The 18,664-nt window shown below is 39.6% G+C and carries 19 protein-coding genes; 14 read left to right on the top strand and 5 right to left on the bottom strand.

Annotated elements, in window-relative coordinates; translation table 11 throughout:
- Window positions 1–124 precede the first annotated feature (124 nt).
- The 4 genes from ahcY to purQ all read left to right on the top strand — a co-directional run bounded on the left by ahcY (window position 125) and on the right by purQ (window position 4,307).
- Window positions 125–1,441: an adenosylhomocysteinase gene (gene ahcY, locus SKC36_RS11615; protein ID WP_459454657.1), complete on the top strand. Its 1,317-nt coding sequence runs from the start codon at window positions 125–127 to the stop codon at window positions 1,439–1,441.
- A gap of 99 nt (window positions 1,442–1,540) precedes the next feature.
- The gene (locus SKC36_RS11610) at window positions 1,541–1,930 is read left to right on the top strand and encodes a phage tail protein (RefSeq protein ID WP_459465983.1); all 390 of its coding nucleotides are present in this window, start codon (window positions 1,541–1,543) and stop codon (window positions 1,928–1,930) included.
- A 24-nt stretch (window positions 1,931–1,954) separates the two neighbouring features.
- Entirely contained in the window at window positions 1,955–3,574 is a 1,620-nt protein-coding gene (locus tag SKC36_RS11605; protein WP_459465982.1) for a M1 family metallopeptidase, read from the top strand.
- A 55-nt stretch (window positions 3,575–3,629) separates the two neighbouring features.
- On the top strand, window positions 3,630–4,307 hold the full coding sequence (gene purQ / locus SKC36_RS11600) for a phosphoribosylformylglycinamidine synthase I (RefSeq protein ID WP_459465981.1): 678 nt from the start codon (window positions 3,630–3,632) through the stop codon (window positions 4,305–4,307).
- A 480-nt stretch (window positions 4,308–4,787) separates the two neighbouring features.
- On the opposite strand, the gene SKC36_RS11595 is transcribed toward purQ, so the two are convergent.
- From SKC36_RS11595 to SKC36_RS11585, 3 genes are all read right to left on the bottom strand, one after another.
- Window positions 4,788–5,396 carry a LolA family protein gene (locus SKC36_RS11595; protein ID WP_459465980.1) on the bottom strand — a complete coding sequence of 203 codons (609 nt, stop codon included), beginning with the start codon at window positions 5,394–5,396 and terminating at the stop codon, window positions 4,788–4,790.
- 8 nt (window positions 5,397–5,404) lie between these two features.
- On the bottom strand, window positions 5,405–7,879 hold the full coding sequence (locus tag SKC36_RS11590) for an FtsK/SpoIIIE family DNA translocase (protein ID WP_459465979.1): 2,475 nt from the start codon (window positions 7,877–7,879) through the stop codon (window positions 5,405–5,407).
- Window positions 7,880–7,942: 63 nt separating this feature from the next.
- Entirely contained in the window at window positions 7,943–8,977 is a 1,035-nt protein-coding gene (locus SKC36_RS11585; protein WP_459465978.1) for a quinone-dependent dihydroorotate dehydrogenase, read from the bottom strand.
- A gap of 182 nt (window positions 8,978–9,159) precedes the next feature.
- Between SKC36_RS11585 and SKC36_RS11580 the strand changes: the two genes are divergently transcribed.
- The 3 genes from SKC36_RS11580 to SKC36_RS11570 are packed head-to-tail and all read left to right on the top strand — an operon-like array spanning window position 9,160 to window position 11,762.
- Window positions 9,160–10,122, top strand: coding sequence for an alpha-E domain-containing protein (locus SKC36_RS11580; RefSeq protein WP_459454664.1), 963 nt, complete (start codon window positions 9,160–9,162; stop codon window positions 10,120–10,122).
- Between the two features lie 54 nt (window positions 10,123–10,176).
- The gene (locus tag SKC36_RS11575) at window positions 10,177–10,911 is read left to right on the top strand and encodes a peptidase (protein WP_459454665.1); all 735 of its coding nucleotides are present in this window, start codon (window positions 10,177–10,179) and stop codon (window positions 10,909–10,911) included.
- Entirely contained in the window at window positions 10,908–11,762 is an 855-nt protein-coding gene (locus SKC36_RS11570) for a transglutaminase family protein (RefSeq protein ID WP_459465977.1), read from the top strand. The genes SKC36_RS11575 and SKC36_RS11570 overlap by 4 nt, the downstream gene beginning before the upstream one ends.
- Here SKC36_RS11570 and SKC36_RS11565 read toward each other — a convergent pair.
- The gene (locus SKC36_RS11565; protein ID WP_459454667.1) at window positions 11,759–12,490 is read right to left on the bottom strand and encodes an MlaE family ABC transporter permease; all 732 of its coding nucleotides are present in this window, start codon (window positions 12,488–12,490) and stop codon (window positions 11,759–11,761) included. The two genes, SKC36_RS11570 and SKC36_RS11565, sit on opposite strands and share 4 nt — an antisense overlap.
- A gap of 37 nt (window positions 12,491–12,527) precedes the next feature.
- Between SKC36_RS11565 and SKC36_RS11560 the strand changes: the two genes are divergently transcribed.
- From SKC36_RS11560 to SKC36_RS11545, 4 genes are read left to right on the top strand one after another with little or no spacing between them, the layout of a single operon-like run.
- The gene (locus tag SKC36_RS11560; RefSeq protein WP_459465976.1) at window positions 12,528–13,232 is read left to right on the top strand and encodes an SDR family oxidoreductase; all 705 of its coding nucleotides are present in this window, start codon (window positions 12,528–12,530) and stop codon (window positions 13,230–13,232) included.
- On the top strand, window positions 13,232–13,666 hold the full coding sequence (tsaE, locus tag SKC36_RS11555; protein ID WP_459454669.1) for a tRNA (adenosine(37)-N6)-threonylcarbamoyltransferase complex ATPase subunit type 1 TsaE: 435 nt from the start codon (window positions 13,232–13,234) through the stop codon (window positions 13,664–13,666). Before SKC36_RS11560 ends, tsaE begins: the two co-directional genes overlap by 1 nt.
- Window positions 13,663–14,880, top strand: coding sequence for an alanine dehydrogenase (locus tag SKC36_RS11550; protein ID WP_459454670.1), 1,218 nt, complete (start codon window positions 13,663–13,665; stop codon window positions 14,878–14,880). The genes tsaE and SKC36_RS11550 overlap by 4 nt, the downstream gene beginning before the upstream one ends.
- 4 nt (window positions 14,881–14,884) lie before the next feature.
- Window positions 14,885–15,289 (top strand): hypothetical protein, encoded by a 405-nt coding sequence (locus SKC36_RS11545; RefSeq protein WP_459465975.1) that lies wholly within the window; start codon window positions 14,885–14,887, stop codon window positions 15,287–15,289.
- 279 nt (window positions 15,290–15,568) lie between these two features.
- On the opposite strand, the gene xerD is transcribed toward SKC36_RS11545, so the two are convergent.
- Window positions 15,569–16,498: a site-specific tyrosine recombinase XerD gene (gene xerD / locus SKC36_RS11540; RefSeq protein ID WP_459465974.1), complete on the bottom strand. Its 930-nt coding sequence runs from the start codon at window positions 16,496–16,498 to the stop codon at window positions 15,569–15,571.
- A 103-nt stretch (window positions 16,499–16,601) separates the two neighbouring features.
- Here xerD and aroQ point away from each other — a divergent pair, with 103 nt between their 5' ends.
- The 3 genes from aroQ to SKC36_RS11525 are packed head-to-tail and all read left to right on the top strand — an operon-like array spanning window position 16,602 to window position 18,664.
- The gene (gene aroQ, locus SKC36_RS11535; RefSeq protein WP_459454673.1) at window positions 16,602–17,027 is read left to right on the top strand and encodes a type II 3-dehydroquinate dehydratase; all 426 of its coding nucleotides are present in this window, start codon (window positions 16,602–16,604) and stop codon (window positions 17,025–17,027) included.
- 1 nt (window position 17,028) lies between these two features.
- Window positions 17,029–18,093, top strand: a complete 1,065-nt coding sequence (locus tag SKC36_RS11530; protein ID WP_459465973.1) for an aminotransferase class V-fold PLP-dependent enzyme — start codon at window positions 17,029–17,031, stop codon at window positions 18,091–18,093.
- A gap of 1 nt (window position 18,094) precedes the next feature.
- On the top strand, window positions 18,095–18,664 hold the full coding sequence (locus tag SKC36_RS11525; RefSeq protein ID WP_459454675.1) for a MarC family protein: 570 nt from the start codon (window positions 18,095–18,097) through the stop codon (window positions 18,662–18,664).

Genomic DNA, 18,664 nt, shown 5'->3' with positions numbered 1-18,664 from the left:
TTAAATGATTCATTGGGGCATATCCATGAGGCCCTAATCCTTTAAATAAGTATTATTTCTTCTTTATTAAAAAAAGAAGTAATTTTGCACTTTATTAAGAAAATTCAATTCAACATCATACACAATGGCATCACAATCAGGTACCTATGTACCATTTAAAGTTAAAGACATTGCATTGGCCGACTGGGGTCGTAAAGAAATTCAATTAGCAGAAGCAGAAATGCCAGGATTAATGGCTTTACGTGCTGAATTCGGAGAAGCTCAACCATTAAAAGGAGCACGCATCGCTGGATGTTTGCACATGACTATCCAAACAGCGGTATTGATTGAAACATTAACTGCATTAGGCGCTGAGGTAACTTGGTCTTCTTGTAATATTTTCTCTACCCAAGATCACGCAGCAGCAGCTATTGCGGCAGCGGGAATCCCAGTTTATGCTTGGAAAGGCATGAACGAAGAAGAATTTAACTGGTGCATTGAGCAGACTTTGTTTTTTGGTGAGGATAAGCAACCATTGAACATGATTTTGGATGATGGTGGTGACTTAACGAACATGGTATTTGATGAATACCCTGAGTTAATTCCAGGAATCAAAGGCCTTTCTGAGGAAACTACCACCGGTGTTCACCGTTTGTATGAGCGTATGAAAAATGGTACTTTATTCTTACCAGCGATCAACGTGAATGACTCGGTAACTAAGTCTAAATTTGATAATAAATACGGATGTAAAGAGTCATTGGTAGATGCGATTCGTCGTGCTACCGACTTAATGTTAGCAGGTAAGGTAGCTGTAGTGGCTGGTTACGGTGACGTAGGAAAAGGTAGTGCAGAATCTTTACGTGGTGCTGGTTGCCGTGTTTTGGTGACTGAAATCGACCCTATCTGTGCTTTACAAGCTGCGATGGACGGATTTGAAGTAGTGACTATGGATGAGGCTGCTAGTCGCGCTAATATCTTCGTTACAGCTACAGGAAACGTAAAAATCATTCGTGACCGTCATTTCAAGGCCATGAAAGACAAAGCGATTGTATGTAACATTGGTCACTTTGACAATGAAATCGATATGGCTTGGTTGAACGATAATTACGGTGCTTCGAAAGATCAAATCAAACCACAAGTGGATATGTACACGATCGATGGCAAAAACATCATCGTATTAGCAGAAGGACGTTTAGTGAATTTAGGTTGTGCCATGGGTCACCCGTCATTCGTTATGTCGAACTCATTCTGTAACCAAACCTTAGCTCAATTAGAGCTTTGGGCTAATTCAGCTAATTATGAAAACAAAGTGTACATTCTTCCTAAGCATTTGGATGAGAAAGTAGCTTTCTTACACTTGGCGCACATTGGTGCTAAATTAGAAAAATTAGAAAAAGATCAGGCAGAATACATTGGGGTACCACAAAATGGTCCATTCAAACCAGAGCATTACCGTTACTAGTCTTTTTTGAGATTAAATACAGAAGCCACCTTCCAAAGAGGGTGGCTTTTTGCTTTCAATACATTCTTGGCTACTTTTACCCTTTAACAATCGTACATCATGACCGATAATCCCAATCCTGGCTTTTATTTCAAAGTAGAATTTGGCAAACTAGAGATGTATTTTCAAGAAATCGCTGGTTTAGATTTTAATAATCTTGAATCATCCGAAAACAAGAAGTATGATTTTATCAGGCTGAAAAAAGGCATTGGGGCTAATCCAGAATTGACGCAAATATTCAGGCAAATATTGCTTAGCGAAAATGAAATAACCTTCAAAAAACTACTTAAGATATCTTTATTGGACTCTAACGGTAAAGCATTAAGTAAATGGGAATTTGAAAATTCTATTCTAGTAAAATCTAATTACACTCCAATTGAATTGCCGTCACAGAATCTGCCCATTGAATTATTAGTATTTACCTTTACAAGCTTTCGCCGTACTAAATAATATAGAAGTTTTAACTATACCTTTATGACATTCAGCACGTTTAAAAAAAACCTTTTATTATTTCTATTGAGCATTTCATTGGGCCTCTCTGCCCAAAAATCATTCACACATGCAGATAGCCTACGCGGCAGTTTACGTCCTGCTCGTACTTCGTATGACGTGTTGCATTATGATTTGAAAGTAAAAGTAGACCCAGAAAAAACCTATATAACAGGCTCCAATATCATCTCTTTTCTTGTCAAGGAAAAAACCCAGCAAATTCAAGTGGATTTATTTCAAAACATGAACATTGACCGAATTTTATTCGAGAATAAAGCCTTGAAATACCACCGAGATGGGAATGCCATCTTCATTGATTTTCCTCGAGCTTTATTTGTGAAACAAAAACATCGGATTCAGATATTCTACCAAGGACAACCTCGCAAAGCGGTAAGACCACCCTGGGATGGTGGGTTCTCCTGGACCAAAGACCCCTCGGGTAAACCCTGGGTAACTGTATCATGTGAAGGATTAGGTGCATCTGTTTGGTGGCCATGCAAGGATCACCCCGGCGATGAACCTGAATCCATGGACATTCGCATTGAGGCGCCCAAAGGATTGATGGCGGTATCCAATGGCAACTTAATTGAAAGTAAAGCCACAGAAACAGGAACGGAATATCACTGGAAAGTACAATATCGCATCAATTCCTACAATGTGTCTGTCAACATTGCCGACTATGCCCATTGGTCAGAAAAAATGATTCAATTGAATGGTAAGCCCTTAGATTTGGGTTATTATGTATTAAAAAACAATGAGGAAATTGCGAAAAAGCACTTCCAACAAAGTCAGGAAATGTTGCGCATTTTTGAAAAATACTTTGGCCCCTACCCTTTCCCCAAGGATGGCTATGCGCTTGTAGAAACGGATTACTGGGGCATGGAGCATCAAAGTGCGGTGGCGTATGGTAACCATTATAAAAACAATGCCTATGGTTTCGACTTCATCATTGTACATGAGTCGGCCCATGAGTGGTTTGGAAATTCCATCTCTTGTACCGACCATGCCGACCTTTGGATACATGAGGCGCTAGGTACCTATGCTGAAGCCATTTATCTAGAAGAAAAATCGGGCAAGGAACAAGCTCAATTGTATTTGAACGGACAAAAAAACAACATCAAAAATCGCTTTCCAATCATTGGTCCCTACGGAGTCAATTACCAAAGTCCAGATTCAGATATGTATTTTAAAGGGACCTGGATGTTTCATACATTGCGTTCCATCGTGGCTGATGATAAACTTTGGTTCAGCACCATCAAAGACTTTTGTTTGAGCTTTTACCATAAAAATACCAATGCCGAAGAGGTCCTCAATTTCTTTGAGAAGAAACTGAAACGAAATGTCAAAGCCATCATGAGCTATTACCTGAATCGGGCAGATATTCCAACCTTAATTTATCAATTAAAAGAAGCCAATGGCGTCTATACCTTGCGTTATAAATGGAAAAATGTGCCAGGAGATTTGGATCTACCGATTGAAATAAAACATGGCCAAGGCTTAGGGGAAAGAATTCATCCTACCGACACCTGGCAGCAAATTAAGTTGACCGAAGCACCCCAATGGGACTTTGAGCATTTTTTATTCCAAGTAGAAAAGCAAATTTAATCGGGGAATTCTGAACAAAAACCGCTATTTTTGTGGTCATATTTAATAGCATCTTATGAAATTTGGCGTAGTAGTATTTCCTGGTTCCAATTGTGATGATGATACCGTTGGTGTCATTGAAAGTTTAGGTCATCAAGCAGTGAAGCTTTGGCATAAAGAAACCAGTCTTCAAAACTGTGATTTCATCATTTTACCAGGTGGATTCTCTTATGGAGATTACTTACGTTCGGGTGCTATTGCCCGTTTTTCGCCGATTATGGACAATGTCATCAAGCATGCCAATGATGGTGGATATTTGATGGGTATTTGCAATGGATTTCAGGTATTGGTAGAGGCGCACTTATTACCGGGTGTATTATTGAGAAACAATTCTCAAAAATTCATTTCCAAAAATATTTACTTAAAAGCAGCTACCAATCAATCCTTGATTACGCAGTCTTTAGATCTTAACAAGGCATACAAAATACCGATCGCACATGCGGAAGGTCGTTATTTTGCTGATGAAAAAACCTTGGAAGAATTAAAAGCTAAGGATCAAATCTTATTTTACTACTGCGATGAAAACGGTCAGGTAAATGATGCCTCCAACCCCAATGGCAGCCTATTTAACATCGCAGGAATATGCAATGAGGGCCACAATGTGATTGGCATGATGCCTCACCCAGAGCGCGCTGCAGATCCTGATTTATCGAATATCGATGGATTGGAGATTTTGAAGCAATTGGTTTTATAGTGTTTAGGGATTAGGGGTTAGGGATTAGGGGTTAGGGATTAGGGGGTAGGGATTAGGGGTTAGTAGTTGGGGAATAGATGGAGGTACTAAGGGACAAAGCTAAGATTTAGTGTTTTGACCTAGTTCAGAGAAAAAGAATTTAATAAATGAAAAGAGGCTACCTTATCAGGTAGCCTCTTTTTTATTTGGATCTCGCATGAAGATTATTGATTTTCCTTAAATCAACAATATTACTCCTCTACCTTACCAATAAACACGAATAACTAATCTCTAAACACTAATCCCTATTAATCCTCTACCTTACCACCAAACACGGAATAACTAATCCCTAAACACTAATCCCTATTATTCCTCTACCTTACCATTAAACACGAATAACTAATCCCTAATCCCTAAACACTAATCACTATTTCTCCTCTACCTTACCACCAAACACGGAATAACTAATCCCTAAACACTAATCCCTAACCACTATTACTCCTACCTCAAATCATTCACCTCTACCCCTGGATATTGCTTTTTGTCAAAAGTAAAATACTTATCATCTAAGGATTTAGACTCAATCTTCAACACTTTGAAGTTTTGTTTTTTACCAGCCTTATTGGTGATAGTCCATTCCTTCACCGACTTATCTGCCGTGTTAATCTTGATGCTGATTTTTTGCATCTGAGCCGTTTTGGAAGTCGGCACCAATTCTACTGTGGCTATTGATCCTGCCTCCCCTGCTAATGAGATTTTATAAGCTTTTTTGTCAAACGAATAAATCTTAGCCGGATTCAAATCATTATCTGAGGGATCAAAGGCCGATACGTTCACCTCATTGATTTCTTTAATGTAGGTGGATACTTCCTTGCCATTATTAAAAATCTCTTGTCCAGCTGTCTTTAAACGAAATTTAGTCCCCTTAACAGAAATAGACCCATTCATCGCAGGACCTCCATCTGTAGCGTAAGAAAAACTAGCCGCAAAAGAAGCCATGGCCTTATACTTCTTTTGCATTCCATCTATGTAGCCAATGGCTTTATTCGCTTGCGCAAAACTGAGGGTACTAAAACAAACTCCGACAACAATTGCAATAATTTTCTTCATGGTTATGTTTATAAATTTCTCAAAATCTCTTCCAATTCGGTCTCACTTTTGACTAAGACATCACGGGCCTTTGATCCTCCAAATGAACCTACAATACCGGCAGCTTCTAACTGATCAATCAGTCTGCCTGCCCGGTTATAGCCCAATTTTAATTTACGTTGTATCAATGAGGTAGATCCCTGCTGATGCATCACCACCAACCTAGCCGCTTCATCAAAAAAGGAATCACGGTTACTCAAATCCATGTCTCCTCGTTCCTGTCCACCTGTTTCCTCTGAATCAGGCTCTGGCAATAAATATGCCGAGGCATATCCCTGTTGATTTCCAATAAACTCACAAATTTCTTCTACCTCTGGCGTATCCACAAAAGCACATTGTAAACGTATCACTTCAGATCCCATCGACAAAAGCATGTCTCCTTGTCCGACCAATTGATCCGCTCCACCTGCATCCAAAATAGTCCTAGAGTCAATCTTGGACATAACCTTGAAGGAAAGTCGGGCTGGGAAGTTCGCCTTGATCGTACCCGTAATGACATTCACCGAAGGACGCTGTGTGGCCACTACCAAGTGAATACCAATAGCACGGGCTAATTGTGCCAATCGAGCAATGGGATGTTCTACCTCTTTTCCTGCAGTCAACATCAAATCAGCCAACTCATCAATCACCAACACGATGTATGGCATGAAATCATGTTCATTGGGATTCAATCGGCGATTAATGAACTTCTGGTTGTATTCCTTGATATTTCTACAACCAGCATCTTTCAATTTGTCGTAACGTAAGTCCATTTCCTTACATAAGGAATTTAAGGTACTTACTACTTTCTTGGTATCCGTAATAATCGCCTCTTCCGAATCAGGTAAACATGCCAAGAAATGCCTTTCTAACTTATTGAATAAAGACAATTCCACCTTCTTAGGGTCAACCAACACAAACTTCAAGGTGGCTGGGTGTTTCTTGTATATCAAGGAAGTCAATAACATATTCAGACCTACCGACTTACCTTGACCTGTTGCTCCTGCCATCAATAAGTGAGGCATTTTAGCCAAATCAGCTACAAAAATCTCATTGGAAATGGTTTTACCCAAAGTGATGGGCAAATCGAAATTCGATTTTTGGAATTTCTCTGAACCAATCACCGCACGAACAGGCACCATTTCTCGGTTCTTATTCGCTACCTCAATTCCAATCGTATTCTTACCAGGCATTTGACCAATGATACGAACCCCCATGGCGGCTAAGGAAAGTGATAAATCATCTTCCAAGGAAGTAATCTTACTCACTCGAACACCCGCTTTTGGCACAATCTCATACAAAGTAACTGTTGGTCCAATCGTGGCTTCAATCTTGGAAATACCTATGCCATAATATTGCAAGGTCTCAACGATTTTCTCCTTATTTTCCTTCAACTCATCCATAGTAACCTGAGTCGTCTGATTTTTCACATCATACTCCTTCAATAAATCCATGGTTGGGTATTGGTACTTAGGTAAATCAGCCGTAGGGTCGTATAATCCAAATTGCGCAACTAAATCATTGGCCTTTGTTTCGGTATTTAATTCTTCCACTTCTTCCACAGGCGCATTCGGGTCAACCTCGGCCACTTTGTAGGTAAAGGTTAAATCATCCTCTACCGGAGCTTCAGGAACTTCTTCAGTGGCTAATTCTTCATCTAAGACCAATTCTTCCACATCCGAATTCACTTTTAGTGGAGGAACAATAGGCCTAAATTTCTCTAAATCGTCATTATCTATGTGAATGCTCGGGTCTTCGTCAAACAAATCTTCTTCAAAAAGCCCATCCTCTGCATTGGCTACTAAGGGGTCTTCTACTGCCACCTCACCACTTGGAACATCAATAGGAGCTTGTGCTTTAGGCTTAGGATTCAATTGATAAAACAAAATAATGAAGACCAAACCCGCGAACAAAATCACGAAAATGGACATATAGCCAATCAGCTGATGTAATTTCTCATTGAGGAAAAATCCAACGCCTCCGCCTAAGGAATGCGGCAAATCCAATTGAAAAGACAAGAATCCAGCAACTAAGCTTCCCCAAATGACATAAAAGAGTACTTGCCAAGAAAGGCGATCTACCGAATATATTTCTTTTCTAAAACCGACTTTCAAAGCCGACAATAAAAATAAAGGAATCAATAAAATAGAAGACCAACCGAATGTTCTGAACAAAAAGAAATGGGCTATTTTGGCTCCTAAAAGACCGGCCAAATTTTTCACTGGGATATCTGAACCCTCAATCACATCCAGCGTACTGCGTTCCACTTCGCTTTGATCCGCAACCCCCATGAAGAAATTAGAAACAAAAGCTACCAGAAGTAAAATACCGGTTAGAAATAAAAAACTGGCAACAATGAGGCGAATACGGCCTGATAATTCACTCCTCTTTACAGATTCCTTATTGCTATCCTTCTCAAAGTTCAGTTGGAGAGTATTGCTAGGACTAGTAATCTTTTTGGCCATAAAGGTGTAGGATGAATGCTTTGTGTAAATTTCGCTTTTTTGATTCGATTTACAAAATCATTTTTATAGACCTGATTGAATGATTCCTCGATTGATTTTTTTGACCAAACAAGGGCCCTCATAAACAAAGCCGGTATATACCTGAACTAGGCTAGCTCCAGCTCTTAATTTATCCAAGGCATCTTCAGCTGAATGTATTCCTCCTACGCCGATGATGGGTATTTTACCCTGAGAATGTTGATGCAAATAAGCAATCACTTCTGTTGAACGCTGCGTCAAAGGTTTTCCACTTAATCCACCCGTTTCTTGTGTTAGACTAGGCTCCGACTGCAATCCTTCCCTCGAGAGTGTCGTATTGGTCGCTATTATTCCAGCCAAATTTGTCTCTTGAACGATTTCCAATACATCATCTAACTGAGCATTGGATAAATCGGGAGCAATTTTCAATAAAATGGGCTTGGGTTTTATTTTCTGGCCATTCAAATCTTGCAATCGACTCAATAATTTCTTCAAAGGCTCCTTCTCCTGCAAATCACGTAAATTAGGGGTATTGGGGGAGCTCACATTCACAACAAAATAGTCTACTACATCAAATAAAGCCTCAAAACCCAAGCAATAATCCTCTTCAGCTAATTCATTGGGCGTCACTTTATTCTTTCCTAAATTACCCCCCACAATGACCTTTGAGGTTCGTTTGGCCAATCTGGCTTTCATGGCATCTAAACCCTCATTATTAAATCCCATGCGATTGATTAAGGCATCATCAGCCAGCAAGCGAAATAAACGAGGTTTGGGATTACCATCTTGAGCTTTTGGAGTTACGGTTCCCACTTCAATAAACCCAAAACCCAAATTAGAAAACTCATCCACTAGGGAAGCATTTTTATCAAACCCAGCGGCTAAACCCACAGGATTAGGAAATTGTATACCGAAAACGGTGCGGTTTAAACGTGGATCTTCTAGATGAAACAAGGAACGGAAAATAGACTTTACTCCCGGAATCTTCATCAAGCCTCGTAAACTATCAGCCACAACATAATGAGCTTTTTCTGGACTCAATAAAAACAACAGAGGCTTTATGATGGATTGGTATAACATAGAAGAAATTTAAGCTAACCCAAAAATACAAAAATTGGGCCAGATGGAGGAAATTCTTCCCCATAAAATCCAAATTTTGTCTCCAATTCTAATTTTATGTCGACCTCAATTGCTACTCTTAAAAAAAAGGCTAATTTTAAGTATCATTGAAAAAATCAAGCATTTAATTAAAAGAAAAGCCTATGTTAAGTCGTGTTGCTAATTCCATTTATTGGATGAATCGATACATTGAAAGAGCGGATAATTATGCCCGCTTCATCTCTGTCAATTTCAACCTTGCCTTAGACCTTCCTCCCAATGTTCCTGAACAATGGGAACCGCTGATCGTGGCAACCGCCGATCACTTTAATTTCTTTGAGCATTATACAGAGGCTAGTCGAGAGAACGTATTGCACTACATGACCTTTGACATTAAAAATCCCAACTCCATTATTTCTTGTTTGTATTGTGCCCGTGAAAATGCGCGCACCATCCGGGAAAGTATCTCTAAAGAAATGTGGGAATATGTCAACCAAATTTACTGGAAAGTAAAAGACAAAGTGGAAGGCAGTAAAAATTGGGAAATATCCCGCTATCAAGGCTTTTTGGAAGAAATTAAATCAGGAAGTCAGTTATTTTATGGTATCGTGGATTCCACCATTACCCGGGGAGAGGCATGGCATTTTGGGCAATTGGGTAAATTACTGGAAAGGGCTGATAAGACTACTCGTTTCTTGGATGTGAAATATTTCACCCTGCTTCCTGATGTCAACGAAATTGGCTCTCCTTTGGATTTATTACTTTGGTCTGCCGTACTTAAATCCGTTTCAGCTTATAACATGTTCCGGCAACAATATAAAGTGGTCAATCCAACGCATATTGTGGAATTTTTAATTCTAGATAAAAACTTCCCTCGCTCAGTTGTACATTGTTTAAAGGAAGCACAAGCCTCACTTTATGCCATCTCTGGAACCTCCTCAGAGGTTGGATTCTCTAATCCTGCTGAAAAGAAACTCTCCAAACTCTTGTCAGAAGTAGAATTCACGGAGATTGAAGATATTTTAAATACCGGTTTACATCAGTACTTGGATAATTTTCAAATCAAAAATAATGAAGTAGGTCAAACCATTTTCAACACATATTTTGACCTCAAACCGGTTAGCTAGGCCTAGCCTTCATTTAAAATTTGTATTTTTGCCCACATTTTTGATTTGCACCCCATGACATTTTGCCTAGGAATTAAGGTTAAAGAAGGTTTAGTAGCCATTGCCGATACCCGCATAACAGCAGGTAACGAAGTTTACTCGAATAAAAAGATTTCCATTCACGAAATTCAAAAACACAGCTTGTTCATCATGACCGCTGGCTTACGCTCCGTAAGAGACAAAGCGGTAACCTATTTTAATCAAGCCATAGAAAAGGAAGAAGCTACGTATGATTTCATGTTTGAAGCTGCTACGGCCTTTGGCAATATGTTAAAGAAAGTTGCCTCTGAAGATCGTGATACCCTAGAAAAAGAAGGTTATCAATTTAACCTTCATGCCATTGTAGGTGGACAAATGTCGCAGGATAAAGAACATAAACTCTTTTTAATTTTTCCTGAAGGCAATTGGATTGAAATAAATGAAGGTTTAAAATACCAGATCATAGGTAATTCCAATTATGGCAAGCCTTTGTTAAACCGTAACCTTACAGCTGACACTTCCTTGAAAGATGCGTTGAAAATGGGCTTTCTTTCGTTTGATGCCACTCAAGTAAGTTCCAATGATGTGGATTATCCCATTGATGTAGTGGTCTATGAAAAAAATAGTTTTCATGCCAAAGAAATCCGTTTGAGCAAAGAAGACATGAAAAACATTTCCGACGATTGGAATACGGCCTTGCGCAAATCTTTGGAGAAAATCGATGAAAAATGGATGGAAAGCCTCATTTCTTTTAGCCCCAAACCTGCATGATCGCGCACATTCAACACCGTTTGAATTATCGATATAGTGAGTTAGTGACATTGGATCCCCATGTCCTTTATTTACACCCGAGGAAAAGTTCTATGCTCACGGTGAATTCCATCAGTTTGGATATTCAACCTTTACCCGTTCAAATTTCAAAAAACTTAGACCCAGAGGGCAATATTCAAAATATTTTATTTTTCAAGCAGCCGACAGACCAACTAAGCATATACATGGAGGCGGTAGTTGAAACAACGGAATTTAACCCTTTTGATTTTGTCTATTTCCCCTTTGAAAGTCAAAAACTACCTCTTCAATACAGTCCTAGCTACCAGCGAACCTTAAGTCCATATTTGGCTCAAGATACTGTTAGTACTGAAATTGAACTTTGTGCCCAGCAATTGGCCAAAGCGGTTCTTTGGGACACTTCGGCCTTTCTCTCTGCCGTAAATGAATTTATATTCCAAAACTTTGCCTACGAAATACGAGAAGAAGGTGCTCCGCATAGTCCTGAATTCACCTTACAAAATCGAAGCGGTTCTTGTCGAGATTATGCGGTTCTCTTCGCGGCATTATGTCGGGCCATGGGATTAGCTACCCGCTTTGTTTCGGGATATTACATTGGAGTTGCTCCCGTAGATGTACCCAACCAAACCCATCATCTACATGCTTGGGTGGAGGTCTATTTGCCGGGAGGTGGATGGAGAGGATATGATCCAACCCAACATGAAGTTGTTTCAGGTAATCACATTCCTTTGGCAGCCTCTTGCCTACCCGAAGAAATCACACCGGTGTATGGCACCTATCGAGGTATTGCTTTGTCAAGCCTAGAAACAGAAGTGAAAATAGAGCGAATTTAACCGACCAATAATTGGGCTAATAAATAATCAGCAATTAAAACAGCTATACAAGAATTAGTTACCGCTGCGGTACTTGCCTTACCCACTTCATAAGCCCCACCTTTGGTGTAAAAACCTTGAAAAGAAGCAATAGAAGCAATTAAAAAGGCGAATACAACAGATTTCACCAAAGCGAAAAACATATAATTCCCTTTGAACTGAAACTGAATGCCATGAATATATTCTTGTGGTGAGATAGCACCTGTCAACCAACCTGCAATGTAACCCCCATAAATTCCCAAGAAACAGGCCAAAGTAACCAACATAGGAAAAGTAATGACGGAAGCTAAAATTTTAGGTAATACTAAATAGGATTGAGAATTGATTCCCATTACTTCTAAAGCATCAATCTGCTCCGTGATGCGCATCGTACCCAGTTGTCCAGCAATACTAGACCCCACTTTACCACTAAGGACCACACAAGTTATGGTAGGACCTAATTCTAATAATGTGGAATCACGCACAATCAAACTAATGATGTACTGTGGAACAAATGGATTATCCATATTCGCAGCAGTCTGCACACAAGTAACTGCTCCTAAAAATGAAGCCACAATGGTCACAATCAGCAGGGAGTTAATCCCAATATCCATACATTCCTGAATCACCAAAGAAACATAGACCCTAAATTTCTCAGGATTTGTAAAAAGCTTACTAAGGAAGATTAAATATTTGCCTAATTTTGACATGCGTTGGATTAATTGAGCGCAATAAGACTCAAATATAATGAACAAAACGGTAGTAATCAGCGGAGGAAGTCAGGGAATTGGCAAAGCTTTAGTGAAAAAATTCATCTCGGAAGGATTTAATACCTTTACTTGCTCCCGAAAAGCGACAAGTTTAGCCGCATTGCAAGAAGAAATCAATAGTCCTTTGTTGCATACCTTTGTAGCAGACCTAAGTCAAAAAGACCAAACTCAAGCTTTCGCTCAATTTGTTTTATTCGCAACGAATCAGGTAGATGTATTGATTAACAATGCTGGATTTTTTCTTCCTGGCCAAATTCAAAACGAGGAAGAAGATGTGTTAGAGCGACAAATTGAAACCAATTTATATTCGGCATATCATTTAACAAGGGCCTTATTACCTACGTTTCAGGCCAAGCAATCAGGACATATTTTCACCATTTGCTCCACGGCATCCATCACGGCTTATACCCAAGGTGGATCTTATTGCATCAGTAAGTTTGCCCTATTAGGTTTTACCAAAGTCCTGAGAGAGGAATTAAAAACACAAGGGATTAAAGTAACGGCTATTTTACCCGGAGCTACCCTAACCCCTTCTTGGGATGGTGTGAACTTACCCGCTAGTCGATTTATTCCTGCCGATGACATTGCCTCCACCATTTGGGCTGCTTATCAAATGGCACCTTCTACCGTGTTGGAAGAAATATTGATTCGTCCACAATTGGGAGATATTGACCTAGACTAATGAAACAAGTATTTAGCGCAAGCTACACCTTAGAAGATTTACCCACCGTGGTCAAAGATTGGATGGCTATCAGTAAACCATTTCCACGGGTTTATCTATTTCGTGGACAAATGGGAGCTGGAAAGACGACTTTCATTAAAGAAATGGGGAAACAATTGGGCGTTTTACAATCGGTACAAAGTCCTACTTTTTCTTTGGTCAATGAATATCAAAACACGGCTGGCGATATCATCTACCATTTTGATCTGTACCGATTGAAAAATGTTCGCGAAGCTTTGGACATTGGTATTGAAGAATACCTAGATTCTGGTCATCTTTGTTTCATTGAATGGCCTGAACAAGCCGAAGAATTGTGGGATTTCCCACATATTGAATTACTAATCAGTACTCAAGATGAAAATCACCGTCATCTTATAGCGAATTGGCACGAATGATGGAATCGAATCCCTTTCAAGATTTATTAGCCCAACAAGGCATCTTGCCCATGGAGGCCATGGCTTGGACCAAACAAAATGCGCGCAGCATCTTGATTGGAATTCCCAAAGATCATGCAAAATATGAAAATCGAATTGCACTTAGTCCTCATGCAGTTCAATTACTGGTAGCCAATGGCCATGAGGTCATTATTGAGAAGTCGGCAGGAGAACGAGCAGGTTTCATCGATTCAGATTACCTATTGGCAGGCGCAACCATCACAGAGGATATAGCTCAAGTGTGGCAATGCCCTTTAGTCATTAAGATAAGTCCACCTAGCGAAAAAGAAATAGAATTAATGAAATTAGGTAATTGCCTAATTTCCTGTGCTTCCTACCATCATTTATCAGTAGAAATCATTGATAAATTAATTCAAAAGAAAATCTTAGCCATTGGTTTAGAGTATGCCGAAGATAATGGAGGGGGCTTTCCATTTGTGAAAATCATGGCGGAAATTGCTGGGCAATTAATATTACCCATCGCCTCTGAAATATTAAGAAAAGAGCATCAACCTGGTATATTGCTAGGAAATGTTACGGGAGTTCCTCCATGCAAAATGGTGCTTTTAGGATCGGGTCAAGTGGTAGAACAAGCGGCTCGAGCAGCTTGGCACGCAGGCATTCAAGTACAGGTTTTTGATAAAGACATGTATAAATTACAGCGCTTGAAACAAAGTTTAGGATTTCCGCTCATCACCCAAGTGATCGATTCGGAAAACTTACCTAAAGCCTTACAAGAAGCCCAAGTGATAGTAGGAGCCTTGCGCTCTGACCATGGCATTACTCCTTGTATTGTAACCGAAGAAATGGTCAGTAAACTGAAAGAAGGCACCTTGATCATGGATGTGTGCATTGATCAAGGCGGTTGTTTTGAAACATCTTTCACGACCAATTTAGGCAATCCTACCTTCACCAAACACGGTGTCATCCACTATTGTGTGCCCAATATCCCCTCCCAAGTGAGTCAAACAGCTAGCTTGGCTATCAGTAATTTGATAACTTCCTTTTTATTGAAGGCGGGTAAAACAGGGGGTGTAGAGGAAATGCTATGGCAAGGAAAATCCTTCATGAAAGGAGTCTATGCCTACAAAGGTTATATCACCCACCCCATGATCGGCAAATTATTTCATAAAGCGGTGAAAGACATCCAATTATTGTTACTAAGTAAGAGTTAAAGATATGATTGAAGATTATCAAGCCCTGTCCAATGCACCCAACTCGCCAGATTTAAATGGCAAGTATTTAGGGTTGATTTCCAGTGATTTTATCTTGGTATCCGAATTAATCAAGGAGGCATCCTATCAAATCAAGAAAAGAGGCTTTTCTGATTTTCCCATTTTTGTTACTTCTCATAGGCCCATCGAAATTGGTCAAAAATTGATCGGGGTCAATGAAATGAATGGAAACAAATGGAATTACCATGCTTCCACCATGGAAGAATTTCTTCAACGAGGATTGGTGGCGGAAGAAAATAAGGAGCTGTTTGTTCAAAATTACAAGGACATCGAAGAATTCGCCTGCCTTTTCGTGGTGGATGGCCAGTTTACCAATTTTGTGTTTATTCCGTTTCCGGAGGAGATGTAGAATGAAGAATGTAGAATGTAGAATTATGTTGAGCATTCCTATTTCTTATTTAAAAAAGCATGCTATTCTGTAATATTAAAACTTTTCATTCTACATTCTTCATTCTACATTCTTCATTCTACATTCTACATTCTCCATTCTACATTCTCCATTCTACATTCTCCATTCTACATTCTACATTCTTCATTCTACATTCTTCATTCTACATTCTACATTCTACATTCTTCATGCTACATTCTACATTCTTCATTCTACATTCTTCATTCTACATTCTACATTCTACATTCTACATTCTACATTCTCCCTTCCCCTATTCAGCGGATGAAAATCACGCACCATCTGACTTAAATAAGCCCTGTCAAGGTGGGTATAAATCTCCGTAGTAAGAATGGACTCATGACCGAGCATTTCTTGAACAGCCCTTAGATCCGCTCCTCCCTCAATTAAATGCGTGGCAAAGGAATGACGGAAGGTATGTGGACTAATCGATTTTTCAATCCCGGCTTTCGCAGCCAGATCTTTGCAAATCAGGAATACCATCACCCGACTCAAAGAGCCCCCTCGCCTATTTAAAAAAACATAATTCAAGGCTTCCTTTTTCACGGAAATGTGTGACCGTACTGATTCCAAATAGATTTTCAAATAACGAAAAGCATCTTTCCCCGCCGGAACCAGTCGTTCCTTGTCTCCCTTGCCTCGCACCTTTAAAAATCCAATATCCTCATACACGTCTGTCAATTTCAATTGAGTCAACTCGGAAACGCGCATTCCTGCACCATATAACATTTCCAGCATAGCCCGATTGCGGACACCTTCCGGGGTCGACATATCATTTTGTTCCAAAATCAAATTTATCTCATCGAAGGAAAGGGTATCAGGCAATTTTCTTCCTTGCAGGGGGCTCTTAATATGCAGCGTAGGATCTTGCTGAATACTACCCTCAAAATTGAGAAAATGAAAGAAGGAGCGTATGCCCGACAAACACCGAGCCTGTGTACTTGCCTCTATCCCTAAACCATGCAAATCTTTCAAAAAAGCCAATAAATGCATTTCTTGAACCTCGGCTATGGCTAGCTCATTACCTAAACTAGTGGCTAAATAAGTAGCTAATTTGGTCACATCCCGCAAATAGGCCTCATGCGAATGGCCCGACAAGCCTCGCTCGATCTTTAAATAGTTTCCAAACGAACGGATTTCCTTTTCCCACATGGGCTTTTTATTGAAACAAACATGTAAATTTAGAAGAATTACGTAATTTTAAATCGGAACGGATGTTTTTAAATCCCTAGAAGATTAAGCAAAACCCATTTTTATGGTACGACAAAAAATATTGATTCTTAACGGGCCCAATTTGAACCTGCTAGGAACAAGAGAACCAGAAATTTATGGTCATCAGACCTTTGAACAATACCTAGAAGTACTGAAAGATAAATTCGGCAAGGAATTGGATTTGGAATATTTTCAATCCAATAGCGAAGGCGCGATGATCAGTAAATTGCATGAAGTGGGATTTAGCTATGACGGTATTTTATTGAACGCAGGCGGATATACCCATACTTCCATTGCTTTGGCAGATGCCGTTTCAGCCATCACTACGCCAGTCATTGAAGTGCATATTTCCAATGTACATGCCCGTGAATCATTCCGTGCACATTCCTACTTAAGTCCAAAATGCAAAGGAAGCATCATTGGTTTTGGATTAAGAAGTTATGATTTAGGCCTATACTCCTTTATTTAACATGCTGTCTTTTTACCCTGGTCCTTCCAAAGTCTATCCTCAAACTTTGGGCTTCATCCAAGAAGCGTATGAGCAGGGAATTGTGAGCATCAACCACCGCAGTGCCCGCTTTGAAAAATTATTAAAAGAGACGCTGGAAAACTTGCACGTTAAATGGGCTATTCCTTCGGATTATACCATTTATTTTATTTCTTCAGCTACTGAGGCTTGGGAAATCGTGGCACAGTCTTTGATAGAAAAACAAAGCCTACATCTCTACAACGGCGCTTTTGGTAAAAAATGGGGACATTATGTGGAACAAATTATCCCGCTAGCATCTAGTTTAGAATTTGGGCTCAATGAGTCTTTATCGGAATTTGCTCAACAAATATCTCCTGATTTAAAATCGAAAATAGATACTCTATGTTTGGTTCAAAGTGAAACTTCTAATGGAACGGGGCAAGTAATCAACAGACAAGCTTTAGGTTTTCCCGATGATTGCCTGATTGCGGTAGATGCGACTTCTTCCATGGGAGGCATTTTATTACCTTGGGCAGAAGCAGACGTTTGGCTGGCTTCATGTCAAAAATGCATGGGCATTCCAGCCGGTTTAGGTGTATTAGTCTGTTCTCCTAAAGCCTTGAAAAGAGCTGAAAAACTTAGCAAAAAAGACCATTATAATAGCATCCTTTTAATGGAACAAAACAGAAAGCTGTTTCAAACCCATTATACACCCAATGTACTAGGAATCTACTTATTGAATCGATTAAGTCAAACCTTGCCTCCAATTGAAGAAATTCACAAGAACACCATGGAAAAAATGGCCATTTGGGAGGATTTTTGGACGCATCAATCCCAATTTGAATTTGATTTTTTAATAGAAAAAAATGAACTTCGATTGGCCACCGTGCTCGCTCTGAAAGGACAATCCGCTGAGGTGAGCCGCATACTCCACGTAGGAGAACAAAACCAAATCGACCTAGGTAAGGGCTATGGCACATGGAAAAACAACACTTTCCGCATTGCCAATTTTCCTAGCCATACCGTCGAGGACATACATACGCTCATTCAACTACTACAAGTTTAACATGCACTTCAACCTAAAAGAAATTATCTCTTCTTCCTTGATTCTCTTTTCCGTGATTGACATCTTGGGCTCTATTCCCATCATCATTGATCTTCGAAAGAAAAATGGAAGCATCCATGCGGAACAGGCCACCTTGGTATCTGGAGCCATCATGATTGGATTCTTTTTTGCGGGTAAGTTCATCTTACATTTATTGGGTGTAGATACCAATTCATTTGCCGTTGCAGGTGCTTTGATTATCTTTTTAATTGGCCTTGAAATGACTTTAGGTAGAAATATTTTCAAAGCGGAAGAAATACAAAGTGGTACACATTCCATCGTGCCTTTAGCATTTCCTGTCATCGCCGGAGCCGGCACCATGACCACGCTGATTTCCTTAAAATCGCAGTTTGAAGAAGAAAATATCATCGTCAGCATACTTATCAACCTAATTTTCATCTACCTCGTTTTACGTAGCAGTGTTTGGATTGAAAAGAAATTAGGAAACGTAGGTACTCAAATTTTACGCAAAGTTTTTGGTGTTATATTAATTGCCATAGCTATTAAAATCATCAAAACTCGATTGTTCTAA

The sequence above is a fragment of the Aquirufa sp. OSTEICH-129A genome, from assembly GCF_054558355.1.
This window is presented reverse-complemented; position numbering and strand designations above follow the sequence as displayed.